This is a genomic window from Phormidesmis sp. 146-12 (assembly GCF_052939495.1).
Map to the genome: position 1 here is coordinate 88,049 of NZ_JBJPHS010000001.1, position 16,754 is coordinate 104,802.

Sequence of the window (16,754 nt, forward strand, 5' to 3'; positions counted from 1 at the left end):
GTTAAAGAACCTCCAGAGATAAAATCGTCTGGTCATCTTCTTGAACGGCATTGTGGGATTGGATTTGGGCTAACAGTTGTTTCAAGTCTAAGCGTTCCCCTTCTTGCAGCAGCAATTGCCAAAGTCCGGCTTGTTTTAACATCGAGCCTTCACCCGCCGCTCTAGACGGACAAGTCGGCTTCTCAGAATGAATCGTTGCTTCAGTAATGCCATCACTGGTTAACAAAACGATTTCTTTGGAATGAAGGTCAATGCTGCCTGCGATCGCCGTCCAATCCGGTAAAATCCCCAACGGAACGCCACGCACTTTGAGATAAGTTGGCTCGATCCCACAGAGATCAGGCTGTCTTGACCAGACCATCGGATAAATATGCCCCGCATTGGCGTAAACTAACCGCTTTGTGGTCGGCGTATATCGCGCTATGACCATTGTGATAAAACAGTTTGTGCTGATCAAATCCTGAGACAGAATGCTATTTAGACTCCGCATGACGACATCGGGTTCAGGCGCACCTTCTTGAGACAATTCTCGTCTCAGCACCGAAATCGCACTCGCCATAAACAGCGCCGCCGGAACGCCCTTTCCTGACACATCGCCCACCGCCAGCCAGACATCGCCTTGAGGGTGATGATAGACCTCAAAAAAATCGCCGCCCACCTCTCTCGCTGGGTGACAACAAGCCTGCACCTTCACGCCCTCTAACACAGGCAACGTCTGCCGCAAAAGATTGCTTTGAATCTGTCGAGCGACGGCCAACTCAGCCCGAATCTGTTCTGCTTGCTGTTGGGTTCGCTGGTAAAGCTTGGCTTGTGAAATCGCCAGGGCTGCCTGCTCTGCGACACCTTCGATGAGTTCGATGTCCTCCTTTGACCAGGGACGATCGCCCTCCGCCTGATGTAAAGAGAGAATCGCCAATAGATCTTGCTGATAGGTCAACGGAACTGCTAAATGGGTTTCTCTTTCTGCTGATTTGCGGGGTGGATCTATTTGTGTCCTTCGATTTACCAAAACCGCTTGCACTAAGGGAGCCTCGCGATCGTCCTGACTCTTAGGGCTAGACTCCTGAGACACGCAATATCGAGCAGAATGACGCTGAAGACTGGATTCCTCGACGGGATGAAGCATACAGCAAGCCGCATTTAGGGTCTGCCCCAGCGTCTCTACAATGGTTTGCAGCATACTGTGGTAATCGAGAGACTCGCGAATCGCCGTTGTGATTGCATTAAACAGAGATTCTCGGCGCAGTGCCCGACGCAGATCTTCTGTTCTTTGTTTGAGAACTCGATAGGTTTCTGCGGCTTGCTCGACTACGACTTGAAGCTGCTGCGGTTTCCACGGTTTGGTGATGTACTTAAAAACTTTGCCCGCGTTGATCGCCTCGACCAGATCTTCAACATCCGTATATCCCGTCAGCACAATCCGAATCGTATCGGGGTAGCGATCGACCGTTTTGCTCAAAAACTCAGTTCCCAGCATTTCAGGCATTCGTTGGTCAGAAATAATCACGGCCATCTCGCCCTGCTGATCGAGTAGTTTTAGCGCCGAAATTGCACTGTCTGCTCTCACCACATCAAAATCTCGTCGAAAGGTGCGATAAAGCAAGTCCAGATTATCTGGCTCATCGTCTACGATCATCAGCTTGAGCTTGGGGGTAGCTTCCCGTCTCATGCAGTTTTTTGCTCCTATGAGAGTTGGTAGAACTCATCTAAGTGAAGATGCCCCAGTCTTCCGTAAAACTAACCTGGCTTGATTTTGGCGGGGTGTGTATGATGACGCGCTTTATCTAAAACGACCCTCATAAAAAAAGAGCGCATTAGCTGCACCCTTCTCTGTTTGTCAGTTTTGAGATGAATGTGGGGACGAATTAGACCGATTTGAAGTTCAAGACTTGACCCCCTCGATACGACTATCTGCGGGTTGCACCTCCGATCGCTTGCTGAGTCTGCACCGTGTCGTAGTAGTAAGCCATCTGCAAATTGCCAACATGATGTTTGGAATCATTAGCAACCGTCCCCAAGATCACCGTGGGAGAAATTCTCAGCCCTTCTAGCGCTTGCTTTTGAGCATCGCGATTGGTCTTACCTAGCCGCGTCACAAGCAGCAGCCCGTCGGTTTTAGCAGCAACCAGATTTGCATCGGCAAGGCCAATCAGAGGAGGCGTGTCATAAATCACTAGATCAAAGGCAGACTTAAACTGCTCCATAAGCTGCTGCATTTTCACAGAAGACAGCAAGCTGACGGGATCTCGCGAAACCTGCCCAGCGGTCAGAATGAAGAGATTTTCGTCTTGAGGAGACTGCTGCACCACTTGCTTGTAGTCCAAGTTTGAGCTAACCAGATCGCTCAGTCCTTTGGTGTTCACCAATCCCAGACGGTTATGCAACTGAGGGCGACGTAATTCTGCATCCACCAATAAGACCCGCTGCCCCATTGCGGCGGCCACCTGCGCTAGGTACAGTGCGACCGTGGACTTGCCATCTTGAGGGGTTGGAGAACTAACCACCAGAGCGCGCACCGGAGTCTCTGAATGCAGAAGCCGCACATTGGTATAGAGCGATCGAAACGCTTCCAAAAAAGGCACTGCCCCAAACTTACGAGGCTTGAAACCCATAAATTGGCTGGCTCGTTGAAAGACTCCACCCGCGTCAGGTAACGCATTGAGCCGATCCATTTCGTCTAGCTCTTGATTGGTCGGAATCACCCCCAACATCGGGAGGCGAGTCGCTGCTTTGACTTCATCAGGACTGTAGAAGATGTTGTTTAACTTATCGACCAGAAGGGCGATCGCTGACCCCAACAACAATCCCAAAATGGCTCCTAGCAAGAGGGTTGTTCTAAAGCGAGACTGTCCCGGTTCACCAGGGGCCGCCACCAGTTGCCAGGGGGTTTGTCGCTGTCCGGCATCAATTCTTAGCGCTTCACGCTTGGCTAAAAACTGGTTGAGGTTATCAGTTGCGATCTGGAGTTCACGCTGAATTCGAGTGTACTCACGAGCAATCACAGAAAGTTGCTTCATGCGATCGTTGAGTTGGCCTTCGGTGCTGACCAGCGCCTGATTACGAGCAGACAAATCTCGAATCTGACTGGCTACTTCGTCTTGCACCCGTTGGGCTTCATTATTAATCAGAGGCAGCAGGTTCGATCGCTGGTCTTGCAGCACCCTGACGTTGGGACTGCCATTTACAAATAATGAAGACTCAGCCGCGATCTGAGTGTCTACCGTTTGCAGTTGTTCGAGTAGTCTTTGGTAGCGCGCGTTTTGACTGAGAGCAGTCGTGGCAGCAACGCCGTCTGGCTTTTGAGCAAGCTGAGATTGCAGGTCAGAAAACCCGGAGCGAATCTGATTGAGCGCCACTTCGTTTTCTAAACGCTGCCGTCTAAAAGCGGTCATCTGCTCAGACAGTTCACGGCTCTGCGATTCGGGGTCAAACAGGTTGTACTGTTGGCGAAACTGTTGTAGCCGTTGTTGACCCGTTTCGACTTGTTTTTGCAGTTGAGGCAGTTGGGACTCGATAAAATTTGTCCCCTGGCGCACGTCTGCGAGTCGCTCGTCAAGACTGTAGGCCAGGTAGCTTTTGCTTAATTCGTCCAGAATGGCTTTGACTTTTTCGGGCTTGGAGTCTTCGTAGATAATCTCAACAATTTCTGTGTTGGGCACCGGCTTGATGCTGATACCCGCCGCCAAGCTTTCGTAGGTCAGTTCGGGGTATTGGGGTTTGAATTTGTCTACGATCGGCTGAATGATTTTAGAACTGGTCAACAGCTTCATGCGAGTATCGTCAAAGCCGCGCACCACATTGTTGACATCTCGGCTGGCATTGGCATTGGAATTGAGCGCTTGAGGCAAGGAGGTCACGACCTGAGATTCGGCCGTTACAGGCCGGGTCAAGATCTGGAAGGCACTCTTATAGGTGGGATTTGTGACCGCTTTGACGAGTGCTAGTGAGGTGACAACTGTTGCCACACCTGCGATCAGCAACCCCCGGCGGCGCAGCACCGAGAAGATCTGACCGAGATCTAACACATCATCCTCTTCGGGCTGACCGCCTGTCATGAGCCAGTGAGGGCGTTTACCGTTTTTTGACGATAAGGGGGGCAGCGATTGGGGATATTGTCCGTCCATCTTGACCTCTTCCAACTTGCTTGATGAATAACGATCGTGTATCTCTAGAAATCGATTGAAGCCACACCTTTGAGTCAGGTTGATCAGTGTGTTTTGAGGTCTGTTGCCTAGGGTTTAGAAAGGCTGGGGGGATCTTTTAAGTGGAGTGTCCTGAATTGTGTCATTGTCAATGCCCCCAAAGTTAACTCAGTCTTAGTGTTTCAGTCCAGTAATAGAGACTATCTAAAAATATTGAAAAAGTTCAGGACTGAGAACACGTTGCTAAACGGACTCAAGATTGTGCCTAAGACATCGGTGGCTTTGGTGATACCAGAACGGTTGACCACAATCACGTCATCATTTCGCAGAGCGGGGTTTTTGTTTTCATCGATGCCTCTGGTGAAGTCAATGCCGATCGTCCGTTGAGAGATTGTACTGTCAGGATTAAGGCGAATCAGTTCTACCGTGCTGGTTTTGGCGCGTCGATTGTCAAAGCCGCCTGCTGCTAAAATGACTTTATTCAACGGCGTATTGGGCGGCACTTCTACCACACCCGGTCTGGTCACCTCACCCACCACATTGACGCGAATCGTATCCGGCGAGAAGCTGGCAGACGCGATCTGAGCAGACTCCGCAGCCGTCACCGAGGTCGCCGTAGGAATCACGATCGTATCCCGGTCTTGCAGAATGAGATCCTGGCGCAAATCGCCTTCTTTGAGCAGTTTCCAGAGGTCGATCGTCAGCGTTTGTTCGGCTCCGGTTTTGGTGGTGCGCTTGACTTGAATCTGCCGGACATCTGCCATTGGTTTAATGCCCCCAGCGACCTGAATGGCTCTAGTGATCGTGGGCACGTTGTCGGTCGTATTGTTGTTGGTATTCACGCCACTGGCTCCACCCGGAATTCCAGCAGCACCTGTACGAGCCGTTCCGGTGACGGTGTAAGGGCCGGGGCGATAGACTTCACCGACGACAGCAATATTGAGCGGCTGGTTGCGGTCAGAAGAAAAGCTCGTGGTGGCCAGTTGAGAAGACTCGGCTAAATTGACTTCGCTGGTTGTCGGAATATAGATTGAGTCGCCGTCACGCAGCACAATGTCTCTTCGCAGATCGCCTGTTTGCACAAAGTCCCACAGATCGACGTTGATCACCTGTTCGCCGCCGTTGGGTTGGGGTCGCCGGAGTTGCGCTCGTCGGAGGTCTGCGGCCTGAGTGATGCCCCCTGCGGTTTGAATGGCGCGTGTCATAGTGGGCAGTTGCGAGCCGCCTTCAGCCGTTGACAGCAGGTAAGAACCGCGACGGTTAACTTCTCCGGAAACGCCAACTTTGACTGGGCGAGGCGCGATCAGGGTAACGGTCACGATCGGGTATTTCAGCAGTTTTGCGTATTGTCGGGAAGCGATCTCTGAAGCTTGGGTCAGCGTCATGCCGCGCACCGGGATCTTGCCCACTTGCAGCAAGCTAAGGGAACCATCGACCAACACCTGAGTTTCTAGATTGAACTGAGGCAGCCGAAAAACCTCGATTCGCACGCGATCGCCCGATCCCAGGGTGTAAGATTCATCCACTGACGCGTCGCTAAAGGCCTGTGAGCGGGTGCCAGGAGTCTGAGTGGGCGGTAGTTGCGTTGCGTTGAGCGGGGAAGCTGTGGCCCAGGTGAGGAGGGTCAATCCAGCAAGGGAAAGGATGGGCTTGGGTAGGAAGGGTCTCATGTCTGACTAGGCTCTCTGAATATCTGACCGAAAAGGGTGTTGTTGAAAGGCGATTTAAAGATTTGACGGAATACGACAGGATAGAGTCAGCAAAGATACGAAGAAGCTATGAATTAATTAAACAAAGCTTCAGTAAATTCTGGACGGTCTGGGGCGGTTGTTTGTCAAATCATTATGTTTCTTGTCGATTACTTTAAGTAGAATTCGCGTTGACGTTGAGCGAGGTGGGGCTGAGGAACACGGGAGAAAATTGGGTAGTCGGCACCTGAGCGGCGATCGCTTGACCGATTTCCAGCGAGGCTGTTGCAGCGGGGGAAGGGGCGTTACAGACATGTAGAGCATTCCCCGATTGCACGATCAAAAAGTCATCCACCAGTTTGCCTGCGGGTAGAAGCGCCTGGGCCCTGACTCCAGCGTGAGTGGGAATCAGATCGTCGGATTGAATGTCGGGAATCAATCGCTGTAAGCTCCGCACAAACAGGGCTTTGCTGAACGATCGGGCCATTTCTCGCAGCCCTTGATCGGCGTGTCTGGCGGCAAGTTTCCAGAAGCCAGGGTAGGTGACCACATCAGCAAAGTCACGTAGATCGAAATCAGTTTTGTGATAGCCTTCTCGCTTAAAACTCAGAACCGCATTAGGGCCTGCATGAACGCTACCGTCAATCATTCGAGTAAAGTGAACGCCCAAAAAAGGAAAGTTGGGATTGGGAACGGGATAGATCAACGTTTTGACGAGATGCCGCTTTTCTGGCTTTAGCTCATAATATTCTCCTCTAAATGGAATAATTTTGGCGGGCGGTTTGGTTTTGGTGAGTTGAGTGAGGCGATCGCTCTGGAGTCCCGCACAGTTGATCAAAAATCGAGTGTTAAACATGCCGTTGGGGGTGGCGATGCCGTGTCCCTCGCTGGTTTTGACCAACATTTCGACCTGAGTGTTGAGGCGCAGATCGGCTCCCTGGGCGATCGCCAGTTCTGCATATTTCTGACAAACCTGTCTATAGTTGACAATTCCCGTTGAGGTGACGCGGATGCCAGCCAGACAGCGCACATGCGGTTCGATTTCTTGAACTTGAGCGGGTGTGAGACGGGAGACGGGCAGACCGTTTTGGAGTCCTCGCTGGTAGAGGGTTTCTAGGTGGGGCAGTTCCTGGGGTTGAGTCGCGACGATGACTTTGCCGCAGACTTCGTGATCGAGGCGATGTTCTCGACAGAATTGGATCAGCGATCGACTGCCTTCGCGACAAAATTTGGCCTTGAAACTGCCGGGTGGGTAATAGATGCCTGAATGAATCACACCGCTGTTGTTTCCGGTCTGGTGGTGGGCCCACTGGCTCTCTTTTTCGAGCAGCAAAATCTTAGCGCTGGGATAGCGGGTTGCCAAAGTCATGGCTGTCGATAAGCCGATAATGCCGCCGCCAATAATTGCAAAATCATACATAAGGTAGCCCTGACCGTCGGTGAACCGTTCTTAGCCTTGAAAAGGGTGTTTCGTTATTTTTTTGGACGTTAAATTGAAACAAGGTGGGTTGAAACGCCCATTTGGTTAAGCATTTGTTGAATCTCGGTACAGTAAATCGCATTCATGACAATCACTTCATCGGGCTGATACTCTTTGAGAGACTGAGGCGATCGAATCTCTTGCCCCACACCTGGAATAAATCGACCGTGACGATGAGGATTGATGTCTACCACACAGTCGATCGCGGTTTGAGTCCCCAAGGTCGTCAGAAAGGCTACACATTTAGAGCCAGATCCCCAGACGGCGATGCGTTTTCCCTGCGATCGCATGTCCTCCAGGTGCTGTTTCCAATAGGCTAATTTGGGGGCGATACAGGTTGTGAAGTGCTGAACCGCTTGCAAAAGTTGGTCTACGCTCTCCTCGGCTGGGTGGATTTTGGTAGAAGGTGTGACGACAGGACGCGCTTCGATCATCAAATACTGATCGCCGTAGTCCAGATACAAATCTTCGACCTCAAATCCTGCATGACGAAACAATCTAGCCAGCGATCCAGGGGTGAAGTAAGAACAGTGTTCGTAATAAATGTCTTCAAACGCCTGCTCTTTGAGAACTCGTCCCATGTCTGGGATTTCAAAAAAGACGGTGGTTTCGAGACGATCGCCAATCGATCGACGAATCGTTTTGATCAACTCAGCGGTTTGGTGAATATGTTCCAAGGTGTGGCGACAGCAGATCAGATCACCGCAGCGATCGGCATATTTTTCAGAATAATAGTCTTGGATGAATTGGATGCGATCGGCTGCCTGACTCTGGACTCGTCCGCTCACCGAAGTGGGATCAATACCCAGTCCACGATTGTTGCCCAACTCACACAGCAACACCAAAAAGTCACCTTTGCCGCAGCCGATTTCGACAATTTCTTGATCGTGCAGGTCAAACTTCTCAATTAGACGAGTTGCCAGTTTGTAAGCAAAAGAGTTGAATGTCGGTGAAAAACTCTGCTGATCTTCATAAATCGGCGAGTAGTCAGAATGGCGGGCATCAAACGCCACGTTGGTAATAAATCCACACTGCGAACAAACACCCAACGCCACATCCCCACAGGGAAAATCCAGCGCTTCCTGTTGAGTCGGCATCATCAAACAGCTATGTACGGGGACGTTTTTCACCTCATAAAAGACCGCAAGTGCTGAGTGTCCGCAGCTTGGGCAAGCCTGGGTCGTCTGCGGTGCGATCGGGTTAGCTTGTTCAATAACGGGCGGTTGACTCATGAGAAATGTTTGTGAATGGGACGATCGCAGGATTGGCTAAATCTGAACTAACTTAAACCGAACTTAATTCAGGCTGAAAGATCAAGCCTTCTTCGCTGGGGGTCGCATCATAAAGAGACACAATTTCTTCAGGAAGCCGAGCAAGATCGCTGCCGCGCATGAAATCTCTCAGCGAAGTGCCCGTAGGCGCAGAGTCAATATTAGAAGCGCCCCCTTTAGAAAGGATTTCGTCCAGGTGTGCCGTTCTAAAATCAAGGCTGTAGCGACTCACACCCGACGTGTTGGGCACCGTTGAGTGCATTTGTGCGCCCGAAAATAAGACAATTCCTCCAGCGGGGCAGACAACGCGAACCTGGGGATCTAGCTCGATCATTTCAGTTGCGTGGGGCTGTTTGCGAGTGTCTGACTTGATGTGCTGTGAGGCATTTTTGCGTCCGTTTTGGTTCCACTCATAGTAGTTAAAACTGCTGGATTCGTTTTCTACAGCCTGATTCCAGTAACGAGGGTGAAACGCCATCGAACTCTCAGACTCAATCTCATAAAGCGGGAGCCACCAGTTAAGCTGACACATCGGCGCAGAATACCACGTATCTCGATGGGGGTGGTGAGCATAGCCCACGCCGCTCGTCAGATAGCCATCCGAGGTCACCATACGAAAGCGCGGCACATCTAAATAGGTTTGATCTAAATCGCACGCCAAATCAGTCAAAACGTCCCGAATCAACTGCTTGGTGCTGGGATGATGAATAAACTGAGGCTTGAGAGGAGCGACGATCGCCACGTATTCCTCAACTGACAGATGATATTGAGCCGTTTTGGGATCGAGGGGAGCAAAGGCCGCTTCGAGCATCTCGCGGGCAAGCTGACACAGAGCTAACGTGCTAGGGCGCGGCGAAAAGACGAAGATTTGCCCTTGATAAAGGCGTTGTCGTCTTACCGAGTCACTGACAGCAGAATCAAAGTAAACAGTATGCATTGAGGGGTTCTCTCAGCGATTGCAACAAAATGACAGGTGTGGCTGGCGATCGTTTCGGTGGAAAAACTCTCTGGAAAAACTCTGATCAATCTTCAATATCAGACTCAAACGCTAGGCCTAAATTCTGGCTTGCAGCTTGAGCCAGCGTTAGATCGTTCCAAAAACCTTATCTCTTCCGTAAATCTTCGGGCAAGTCCTTTCATGCACTCTTCATGGTTATGGATGAATTTCTTCAAGGTTTGGGGTGATCACTCAGTTATATTCAGCATTCATCGAAGTTTTCAATTTAAAGGTTGAGTGAAGCTGCTCTGTATTATGGAGGCTAATAAAAGATTTCTAAAATTCCATCAAGAGATGATATTAAATCGACCCTCAAAGAAAAAGAGACCCCTACAGAGATCTCCTAAATTGCTAATAAATCGCTAATCAATTGAAACTTTCGATCGTTTGCTCTACAGATCACATCACGACCTTTCGACAGTGAAAAGCTTCCGCAAATTTGCTGGGGGAATTAGACTCAACGCCTCGCAGCCGCAGGAGTGCCTGAAAAGTATCTTCAGTAAACCACTGTCGTTTTTTCTGTGTTTCAAAGACATCTAGAATGGTTTGAATTTTGCGTTGACAAATCGTCTCGTCGAGAGGCACAAAGAAATTGGGGTTACCAATATCACCATCATATTTGGGGATTTCATACTCCAAAATTAAGTGATCTCGAAAACTATTCCAGGTCAGATCAGAAATTAAGCGGTGATCTTGATGGGCATCCTTTCGATAATGAGTGAAGACCAGATCGGGTGAAAATGCCTGCTTAATTTCCTCAAAATATTCCTTAATCTCAGCCCCTACAAAGGGAAAGAAACTGTTTCGGAAGTTTTTGACAACAATATTCTCAACTTTTGCATCTTTGAGAAATCGGTTGGCGCTGAGAAATGCTTCCTTCGATCGCACTTCACTAGAGCTAAAGACAACCCAGTAAAAAACGAGGTTTGGATAGGTTTCAATTAGCTTAAGAATCGTTCCTCCACAGCCAATTTCGATATCATCGCAGTGGGCACCGAGACACAAAACTCGATACGTCGAATCGTCGGTTTGGTCAAACTGTAACTTCAGCACTTTTGCTCTCCGTGAATCGTGGCGTTACAAAATTTCAGGCGTTTTCCAAACTTCCCAAACGGCTTTGCCTTGAGAATACATATCATCCAAATTTTGTTTGTCTCTAAAAGTGTCCATGCAAGTCCAGAAGCCGTCGTATTTATAGGCAATCAGTTCTTCTTTTTCGATAAGTCTTTGGAAAGGTTCGATTACTAACTCCTCACCTTTTTCCATGAATCTAAAAATGTCTCTCTTAAAGGCAAAGAAGCCACCATTAATTCGTGTATCTGAGCTTGTTACGTGTTGGATGCTGGTAACTAAACCATTTTCTTGAGTCGAGACGACATGAAACGTTTGCGTTGGTTTGACACAAAGAAAACTCGCCGTTTTATCTTGTCGAATAAAGTTGTCAATGTAATGATCTAAAGGAAGATTGGTCAACCCGTCGCTGTAGTTTGCTAGAAAAATTTCGTCATCGCCAATATGTTTTTCGACGGCTCTTAGACGTTGACCAATGTTGGAATGTAACCCTGTATCAACGAAGGTAATCTTCCAATCTTGGATGTCACTATTCAACATTTGAACTTCTTTACCGCCGCTCGATAACACAAAGTCATTTGACAAACATTCGTTGTAGTTCAAAAAGTAATCTTTGATAAAGTCAGCTTTGTAGCCAAGACATAAAATAAATTCTTTGTGACCATAGTAGGCATAGTATTTCATCAAATGCCAAAGAATCGGTCGATAGCCAATATTCACCATCGGCTTTGGAATACTTTCGGAATAGTCTCTAAGTCTTGTTCCTAAACCGCCACAAAACAAAACAACTTTCATTGGAATAGTCTCCTTGCGTTAATTTCTTTAAGAATTCCCTATTTTTTGATGTCACAGCAATTCTCTTAACAAATCGTTTTTGATCAGGGCATCGGCAGCTTTTTTGATCGCATCGAAGTCAGAATTAGAGCGATCGGCAATCTCCAATAAACTATGTTGACCATCCGATAAGTTGAGCGTCCACAGCATCGCCATTTCGCTAATCCCACTCCCTGACGTGCCACCCACTGCCCGATAAAGTCCCCGTTTTCCTAGCTGAGGTTCACATTTGGGATTTTGATTTAAGTAGGTTCTATTGTGTTCCAGAACCGAGAAAACCGCTAAACATTTGACAAAAGAATCCTTCAGGTAGACAGGCTGAATAAATTCTAAGTTGTCAGCCGATGTGTGATATTCAGGATACTTGCCATTCGGAGTTCTCATCAGACAACCGACTGGAAGATTGAACCCTGGAGAACAGTATTGCCGCTCATCATAGCCGTAGGGAATGAACTCGATCGCTTCAAATTCCTGTCCAGAATGCTGCAAAACGTGAAGAACTGCTCGATCGATTTCAGTATTGCCTCGCCGACTTTTTTTGTAGGTTGATTTACCTGAGTCGCCCAAACAACTCAACACCAACCCATGCTTAATGTTGGCGACCCGATCTTCGTTTTGACTGAGCCAGGTGATCGAACCAATGGTAGCTGGAATGAAAATAAATCGATAGGAATAGCGACGCGCAATCTGACTTAACTGCTTGGCTAAAAAGGTGGCGATCGCAATTCCAGCTAAATTATCATTCGCAAGAGAAGGATGGCAAGCATGACAGGAAATCAGCACCTCATCCGACGTTTCTCCAGGCAGATAATACTCGCCGTAAGTGAGATTTCCAGGCTCTAAGGTGGAGTCAATACAAACCTCATACTCACCTTCTGGAAGGTTAAGGAACTGCTGATGAGTCAGACAAAATCCCCAACTGTCTTTGTAGTACGACGTGCGGTAAGGAACCCAATCAGGGCGATCGGGCAACGTAAAAAGATGGGGCTTCAACGATTCCAGCGACATGGTTTGATGAACTGGAATGCTGTAGTTCACCACATGCAAATTGGACTTTTGGAAATCGATGACGCGATCGCCCTGAGAATTTTTGACATACGCATCTCGAATATTCCACTCTCTGGGCACCGTCCAGTCAAAAACTTGAGTTCCAGACGGCACTTCGTAGAGCGTCAGAGGAATGTGGGATTGAATCTGATTCAGCGTTTGGCGAAAGCCGTTTCCCGTGATGCTGCGACAAATCGGGTACAGCTCCGCCGCAAACTGATAGATTTCCTGTGCCGTGTGGTCTAGATCAAGTTCTCGTCTGAGATCACTGATATTCATGGCGTTTAGCCTCTTGAGGTCACAGGTTGTTACAGCCCAATTCCTTCGTAGCGCTCAATGCTCTGCTTCTCCAATAGACGGCGACCATCGATAAATAATGGCTGTGGATTTGTCTGAGAAAGGATTTGGGGCACCGATCGAAACTCATCCCACCGCGTCACCAGCACGATCGCATCCACGTTTTCGAGAACTTGAGCCAAACTGTCACAAAAATCGAGCTGGTCAGAACCGAGTATATGGGCCGCTTCCTGATTGGCAACGGGATCGTAAGCCTTCAGAATTGCCTTTTGTGCCAACAGATCTTTGATTAGAGGAATCGCGGGAGATTCGCGCATGTCGTTGGTGTTGGGTCTAAAGGAGAGTCCCAAAATGGCAATCCGAATCCCTTCCAGCGAGGGGAAGTGCTTGTGAAGTCGATCGATCACCTGTTGAGGTTGAGCCTGATTGACTTGAATCACTGCGTCTAACAAGGGCATCGGACGATTGTGCTTTTCACCGTGGGCAATCAGCGCCTTCACATCTTTGGGCAAACAGCTTCCCCCAAAACCACAGCCAGCCGCGAGAAAACTGGTAATCGGCGGGACAACGCGATCGCCATTGGGCAAAATCGTGGTCAAATAGCGGCTGTTATGAACGCCCTGCATCACGTCTACGATGTCGGTATTGCCGATCGCCGCACACAAATTCCCCACTTCATTCGAGAAGGAGATCAGCAGCGCCAGCAGAGAGTTTGACGTGTACTTGATCATTTCTGCGGTCGAGTTGTTAGTTCTGACGCGATCGACTCCTTCAAATCCACTGTAAAGTTCGCCCAGCAGATCGATACTTTGGTCATCAATACCGCCCAGGACGATGCGATCGGGATACATAAAGTCGCTCACCGCTTCGCCTTCGGTCAGAAATTCTGGGTTCATGCCCACGCCGAAATCAACGCCCGCTTTTTTGCCAGAAGCCGCTTCCAGAATCGGTAACACCACTTGATCGGTTGTGCCCGGAACAACAGTACTTTTGACGATCACTAGATGATACGTGGACTTGTCTTTGAGCGCTTCGCCAATTTGTTGAGCGGCTTGCTTGACGTAGGTCAGATCGACTTCTCGCCCATCGAATGGAGTGCCCACGGCGATCAACGAAACATCGGTTTCCAATATCGCTTTCCGAAATTCGGTCGTGGCTTTGAGACGAGTGTGAATGTTGCGTTCTAGCAGTTCGTCTAATCCGGGTTCGTAAAATGGCGAAATGCCCTGGTTGATTTTTTCAACTTTGATGGGGTCAATATCGACGCAGAGGACTTGATGCCCTTTTTCTGCAAAACAAACGCCCGACACCAATCCGACATAGCCTGTGCCAATGATCGAAACTTGCATTATGCGTCCTCCGCTTCCTGGTTGTCGTGATACCAAATCAGCGATCGTCTCAGTCCTTCTTCGACAAAGATGGTCGGATTGTAGCCCAGATGGGTGCGAGCTTTTTCGATGATCGGGCAGCGTCGGTTGGGATTGTCTACGAGATAATCCTGGTCTTCACTGACTTTGCGAACCACTTTACCTTGATAGCCAAACAGTTCTTGAGACAGGGAAACGACGCGCTCCGCCAGTTCTGCAACCGAGATTTCAGGAGTCTCAATCCCAATGTTGTAGGCTTCGCCTGCGTGGCCTTTGACCAACACTTTGTAGTAGCCCGTAATCGAGTCAGCCGCATAGCAGAAGGTGCGTTTGGGCGATCCATCCGACAGCATCGTGATATCTCGACCCGAAAAAACGTCTCGCGCAAAATCAGGCAGGAGACGACGATCGGTAATCTTCAACCCCGGCCCATAGTTATTAAACGGACGCGCAGTTTTGATCGGCAAGCCATACTGTTGAGCAAAGTTGACGCAGAGTGTTTCACCATAGCGTTTGGCTTCGTCGTAGCAAGCACGCGGGCCTGTACAGGACACATAGCCGCGATAATCTTCGGGCGTAGGAATATTCTCTGGAGACGGATCACCATAGATCTCGCTGCTAGAGAAAAACAAAAAGCCGCCAACTTCCTTGCCCTGTGATTGCTGATTTTTGAAGTGTTCCAGCAGATTTCGCAGTCCGTTGACGTTGGCATCCATCGTGCCGATCGGGTCTCTGCGGTAGAAAGTGGGAGAGGCGATCGAAGCGGCATGAATAATGTACTGAAAATCTCCCATGTCAGATGGGAGTGGCTGGGTCAGGTCATGTTTGAGCAGCGTCAGCGTCGGATCGCCTTTGAGATCCGTCAGCCAAGTGGGAACGCCCCGCGAATAGTTGTCATAGACGGTGAGATTGATTTGCTGTCCAGCGTCCGCTTTCTGATTCCAGTGGAGAACGGATTGCACAAAGTAGTAGCCCAGGAAGCCAGCGCCCCCGGTGATCAGCAGATTTTTGCCTGCCATCTGACCAAATTCTTCGGTGAGATTGGCGCAGATGTAGTCGAGGTCTTGGGTGATGATGTCTTTTGCGGTGAGCGTGGATTGGCGATCGACGCTCACATTACTCGTTCCAACCATAGGTGTCCGGGAGATAGTGAAGTGATTAGTAAGTTCAAATTGCTGAATTAACAGCGACGAATTGACGACGATGAATTGACGACTAAGAATAGATTTTGACTTCAGGAATCGGAATCACAAACTGTCCGCCCCACTCGCGAATGTAGGAAACCTGATTCATGATTTCGTCTTTGACATTCCAGGGCAAAATCAGCAGATAGTCCGGCTTGGTTTCTCGAATTTTGTCGGGCGACAGGATGGGAATATGCGTTCCTGGCGTGAACTTGCCCTGTTTGTATGGGTTGCGATCGACCGTGTATTCTAGAAAATCAGTGCGAATGCCACAGTAGTTGAGCAGCGTGTTTCCTTTGCCGGGAGCGCCGTAGCCTGCGATCGTTTTGCCCTTCTGTTTCGCAGTGACCAAAAATTCCAGCAGTTTGCGCTTGGTTTCCTTGACTTGCTCGGTGAAGGTAAAGTAGGTTTCTAGCTTGTTAAAGCCAGCCGCGTCTTCTCGTGCCAAAAGCTCGGTAACGCGCTCTCCCACAGGTTTAGAACTGTCTTCGGCATGACGGGCATAGATTCGCAACGAGCCGCCGTGAATGGGAATTTCTTGAACGTCAAACAGCGTCAGCCCATGATGCGCGAAAATCTTCTGAACAATCGCAAAAGACAGATACGAAAAATGCTCGTGATAAATGGTGTCAAACTGATTTTCCGCCATCAGGCGCATCAGATGAGGAAACTCCATCGTGATCACGCCGTCAGACTTGAGCAAAACCTTCATTCCAGAGACAAAATCGTTGATGTCGGGGACGTGGGCCAAAACATTGTTGCCCAACAGTAAGTCTGCTTTGCCGCGCTCATCGGCTAACTCGATCGCCGTCTGTTTGCCAAAAAACCGATTAACGACCGGGATACCTTTATCGATCGCCACCTGAGACACATTCACCGCAGGCTCGACACCAAGAACAGGAATCCCTTTTTTGAGAAAATACTGCAACAGATAGCCATCATTACTGGCAATCTCAGTGACCTGACTTTCAGCGGTGAGATGGAAGCGATCGACCATCAGATCCGCGTAGTCACTGGCATTTTTGAGCAGCGCATCTACATAAGACGAAAAGTAAGCGTACTCAGTAAAAATATCCTGGGGACTGACGAATTCTTGCAACTGCACGAGAAAACAGTTGTCACAAACATAGGTATGAAGCGGATAAAACGGCTCCATGTGGTTGAGTTCTTCGGGGGTGATGTGGGTCTGACACAGCGGCGACATGCCCAAATCAACGAAGGTGTGGTGCAGAGGAGATCCGCAAAATCGACAACTCGAACTATTCATAGACAGTGCACCTTGCAGTGGAAAACATTCAGATCACCTGGTTTAATTAGGAAGTTTTGACTCAACTTGCCGAGCCTAATTTACCAGAGTCAATGCTGTCCGTTAACAA

At 49.1% G+C, this 16,754-nt stretch carries 12 protein-coding genes; all 12 read right to left on the minus strand.

Annotated features, from left to right (window positions below; translation table 11 throughout):
- Position 1 precedes the first annotated feature (1 nt).
- Positions 2–1,669: a SpoIIE family protein phosphatase gene (locus ACKFKF_RS00320; protein WP_446859362.1), complete on the minus strand. Its 1,668-nt coding sequence runs from the start codon at positions 1,667–1,669 to the stop codon at positions 2–4.
- A gap of 238 nt (positions 1,670–1,907) precedes the next feature.
- Positions 1,908–4,124, minus strand: a complete 2,217-nt coding sequence (locus ACKFKF_RS00325; protein ID WP_446865861.1) for a GumC family protein — start codon at positions 4,122–4,124, stop codon at positions 1,908–1,910.
- Positions 4,125–4,342: 218 nt separating this feature from the next.
- Positions 4,343–5,812, minus strand: coding sequence for an SLBB domain-containing protein (locus tag ACKFKF_RS00330; protein ID WP_446865862.1), 1,470 nt, complete (start codon positions 5,810–5,812; stop codon positions 4,343–4,345).
- A gap of 193 nt (positions 5,813–6,005) precedes the next feature.
- Positions 6,006–7,250 carry an L-2-hydroxyglutarate oxidase gene (gene lhgO / locus ACKFKF_RS00335; RefSeq protein WP_446865863.1) on the minus strand — a complete coding sequence of 415 codons (1,245 nt, stop codon included), beginning with the start codon at positions 7,248–7,250 and terminating at the stop codon, positions 6,006–6,008.
- 68 nt (positions 7,251–7,318) lie between these two features.
- Positions 7,319–8,542 (minus strand): class I SAM-dependent methyltransferase, encoded by a 1,224-nt coding sequence (locus ACKFKF_RS00340; protein ID WP_446865864.1) that lies wholly within the window; start codon positions 8,540–8,542, stop codon positions 7,319–7,321.
- A gap of 52 nt (positions 8,543–8,594) precedes the next feature.
- The gene (locus tag ACKFKF_RS00345) at positions 8,595–9,518 is read right to left on the minus strand and encodes a phytanoyl-CoA dioxygenase family protein (RefSeq protein ID WP_446865865.1); all 924 of its coding nucleotides are present in this window, start codon (positions 9,516–9,518) and stop codon (positions 8,595–8,597) included.
- A 459-nt stretch (positions 9,519–9,977) separates the two neighbouring features.
- A complete protein-coding gene (locus ACKFKF_RS00350; protein ID WP_446865866.1) occupies positions 9,978–10,631 on the minus strand; it encodes a PIG-L deacetylase family protein in 654 nt (217 codons plus the stop codon).
- A gap of 24 nt (positions 10,632–10,655) precedes the next feature.
- Positions 10,656–11,444, minus strand: coding sequence for a glucose-1-phosphate cytidylyltransferase (locus ACKFKF_RS00355; protein ID WP_446859369.1), 789 nt, complete (start codon positions 11,442–11,444; stop codon positions 10,656–10,658).
- A gap of 51 nt (positions 11,445–11,495) precedes the next feature.
- Complete coding sequence (locus tag ACKFKF_RS00360; RefSeq protein WP_446865867.1) at positions 11,496–12,809, minus strand: DUF4910 domain-containing protein; 1,314 nt, start codon at positions 12,807–12,809, stop codon at positions 11,496–11,498.
- Positions 12,810–12,838: 29 nt separating this feature from the next.
- On the minus strand, positions 12,839–14,176 hold the full coding sequence (locus tag ACKFKF_RS00365) for a UDP-glucose dehydrogenase family protein (protein WP_446865868.1): 1,338 nt from the start codon (positions 14,174–14,176) through the stop codon (positions 12,839–12,841).
- A complete protein-coding gene (locus ACKFKF_RS00370; protein WP_446865869.1) occupies positions 14,176–15,327 on the minus strand; it encodes an NAD-dependent epimerase/dehydratase family protein in 1,152 nt (383 codons plus the stop codon). Before ACKFKF_RS00370 ends, ACKFKF_RS00365 begins: the two co-directional genes overlap by 1 nt.
- A gap of 82 nt (positions 15,328–15,409) precedes the next feature.
- A complete protein-coding gene (locus ACKFKF_RS00375) occupies positions 15,410–16,645 on the minus strand; it encodes a methyltransferase domain-containing protein (protein ID WP_446865870.1) in 1,236 nt (411 codons plus the stop codon).
- Positions 16,646–16,754: the final 109 nt, after the last annotated feature.

Excerpts from the sequence above, each read along its gene's own strand:
- ACKFKF_RS00330 (WP_446865862.1), bottom strand. The coding sequence starts at position 5,812 with ATGAGACCCTTCCTACCCAAGCCCATCCTTTCCCTTGCTGGATTGACC.
- ACKFKF_RS00340 (WP_446865864.1), bottom strand. The coding sequence starts at position 8,542 with ATGAGTCAACCGCCCGTTATTGAACAAGCTAACCCGATCGCACCGCAG.
- ACKFKF_RS00345 (WP_446865865.1), bottom strand. The coding sequence starts at position 9,518 with ATGCATACTGTTTACTTTGATTCTGCTGTCAGTGACTCGGTAAGACGA.
- ACKFKF_RS00355 (WP_446859369.1), bottom strand. The coding sequence starts at position 11,444 with ATGAAAGTTGTTTTGTTTTGTGGCGGTTTAGGAACAAGACTTAGAGAC.
- ACKFKF_RS00365 (WP_446865868.1), bottom strand. The coding sequence starts at position 14,176 with ATGCAAGTTTCGATCATTGGCACAGGCTATGTCGGATTGGTGTCGGGC.
- ACKFKF_RS00325 (WP_446865861.1), bottom strand. The coding sequence starts at position 4,124 with ATGGACGGACAATATCCCCAATCGCTGCCCCCCTTATCGTCAAAAAAC.
- ACKFKF_RS00370 (WP_446865869.1), bottom strand. The coding sequence starts at position 15,327 with ATGGTTGGAACGAGTAATGTGAGCGTCGATCGCCAATCCACGCTCACC.
- ACKFKF_RS00320 (WP_446859362.1), bottom strand. The coding sequence starts at position 1,669 with ATGAGACGGGAAGCTACCCCCAAGCTCAAGCTGATGATCGTAGACGAT.
- ACKFKF_RS00375 (WP_446865870.1), bottom strand. The coding sequence starts at position 16,645 with ATGAATAGTTCGAGTTGTCGATTTTGCGGATCTCCTCTGCACCACACC.
- ACKFKF_RS00360 (WP_446865867.1), bottom strand. The coding sequence starts at position 12,809 with ATGAATATCAGTGATCTCAGACGAGAACTTGATCTAGACCACACGGCA.
- lhgO (WP_446865863.1), bottom strand. The coding sequence starts at position 7,250 with ATGTATGATTTTGCAATTATTGGCGGCGGCATTATCGGCTTATCGACA.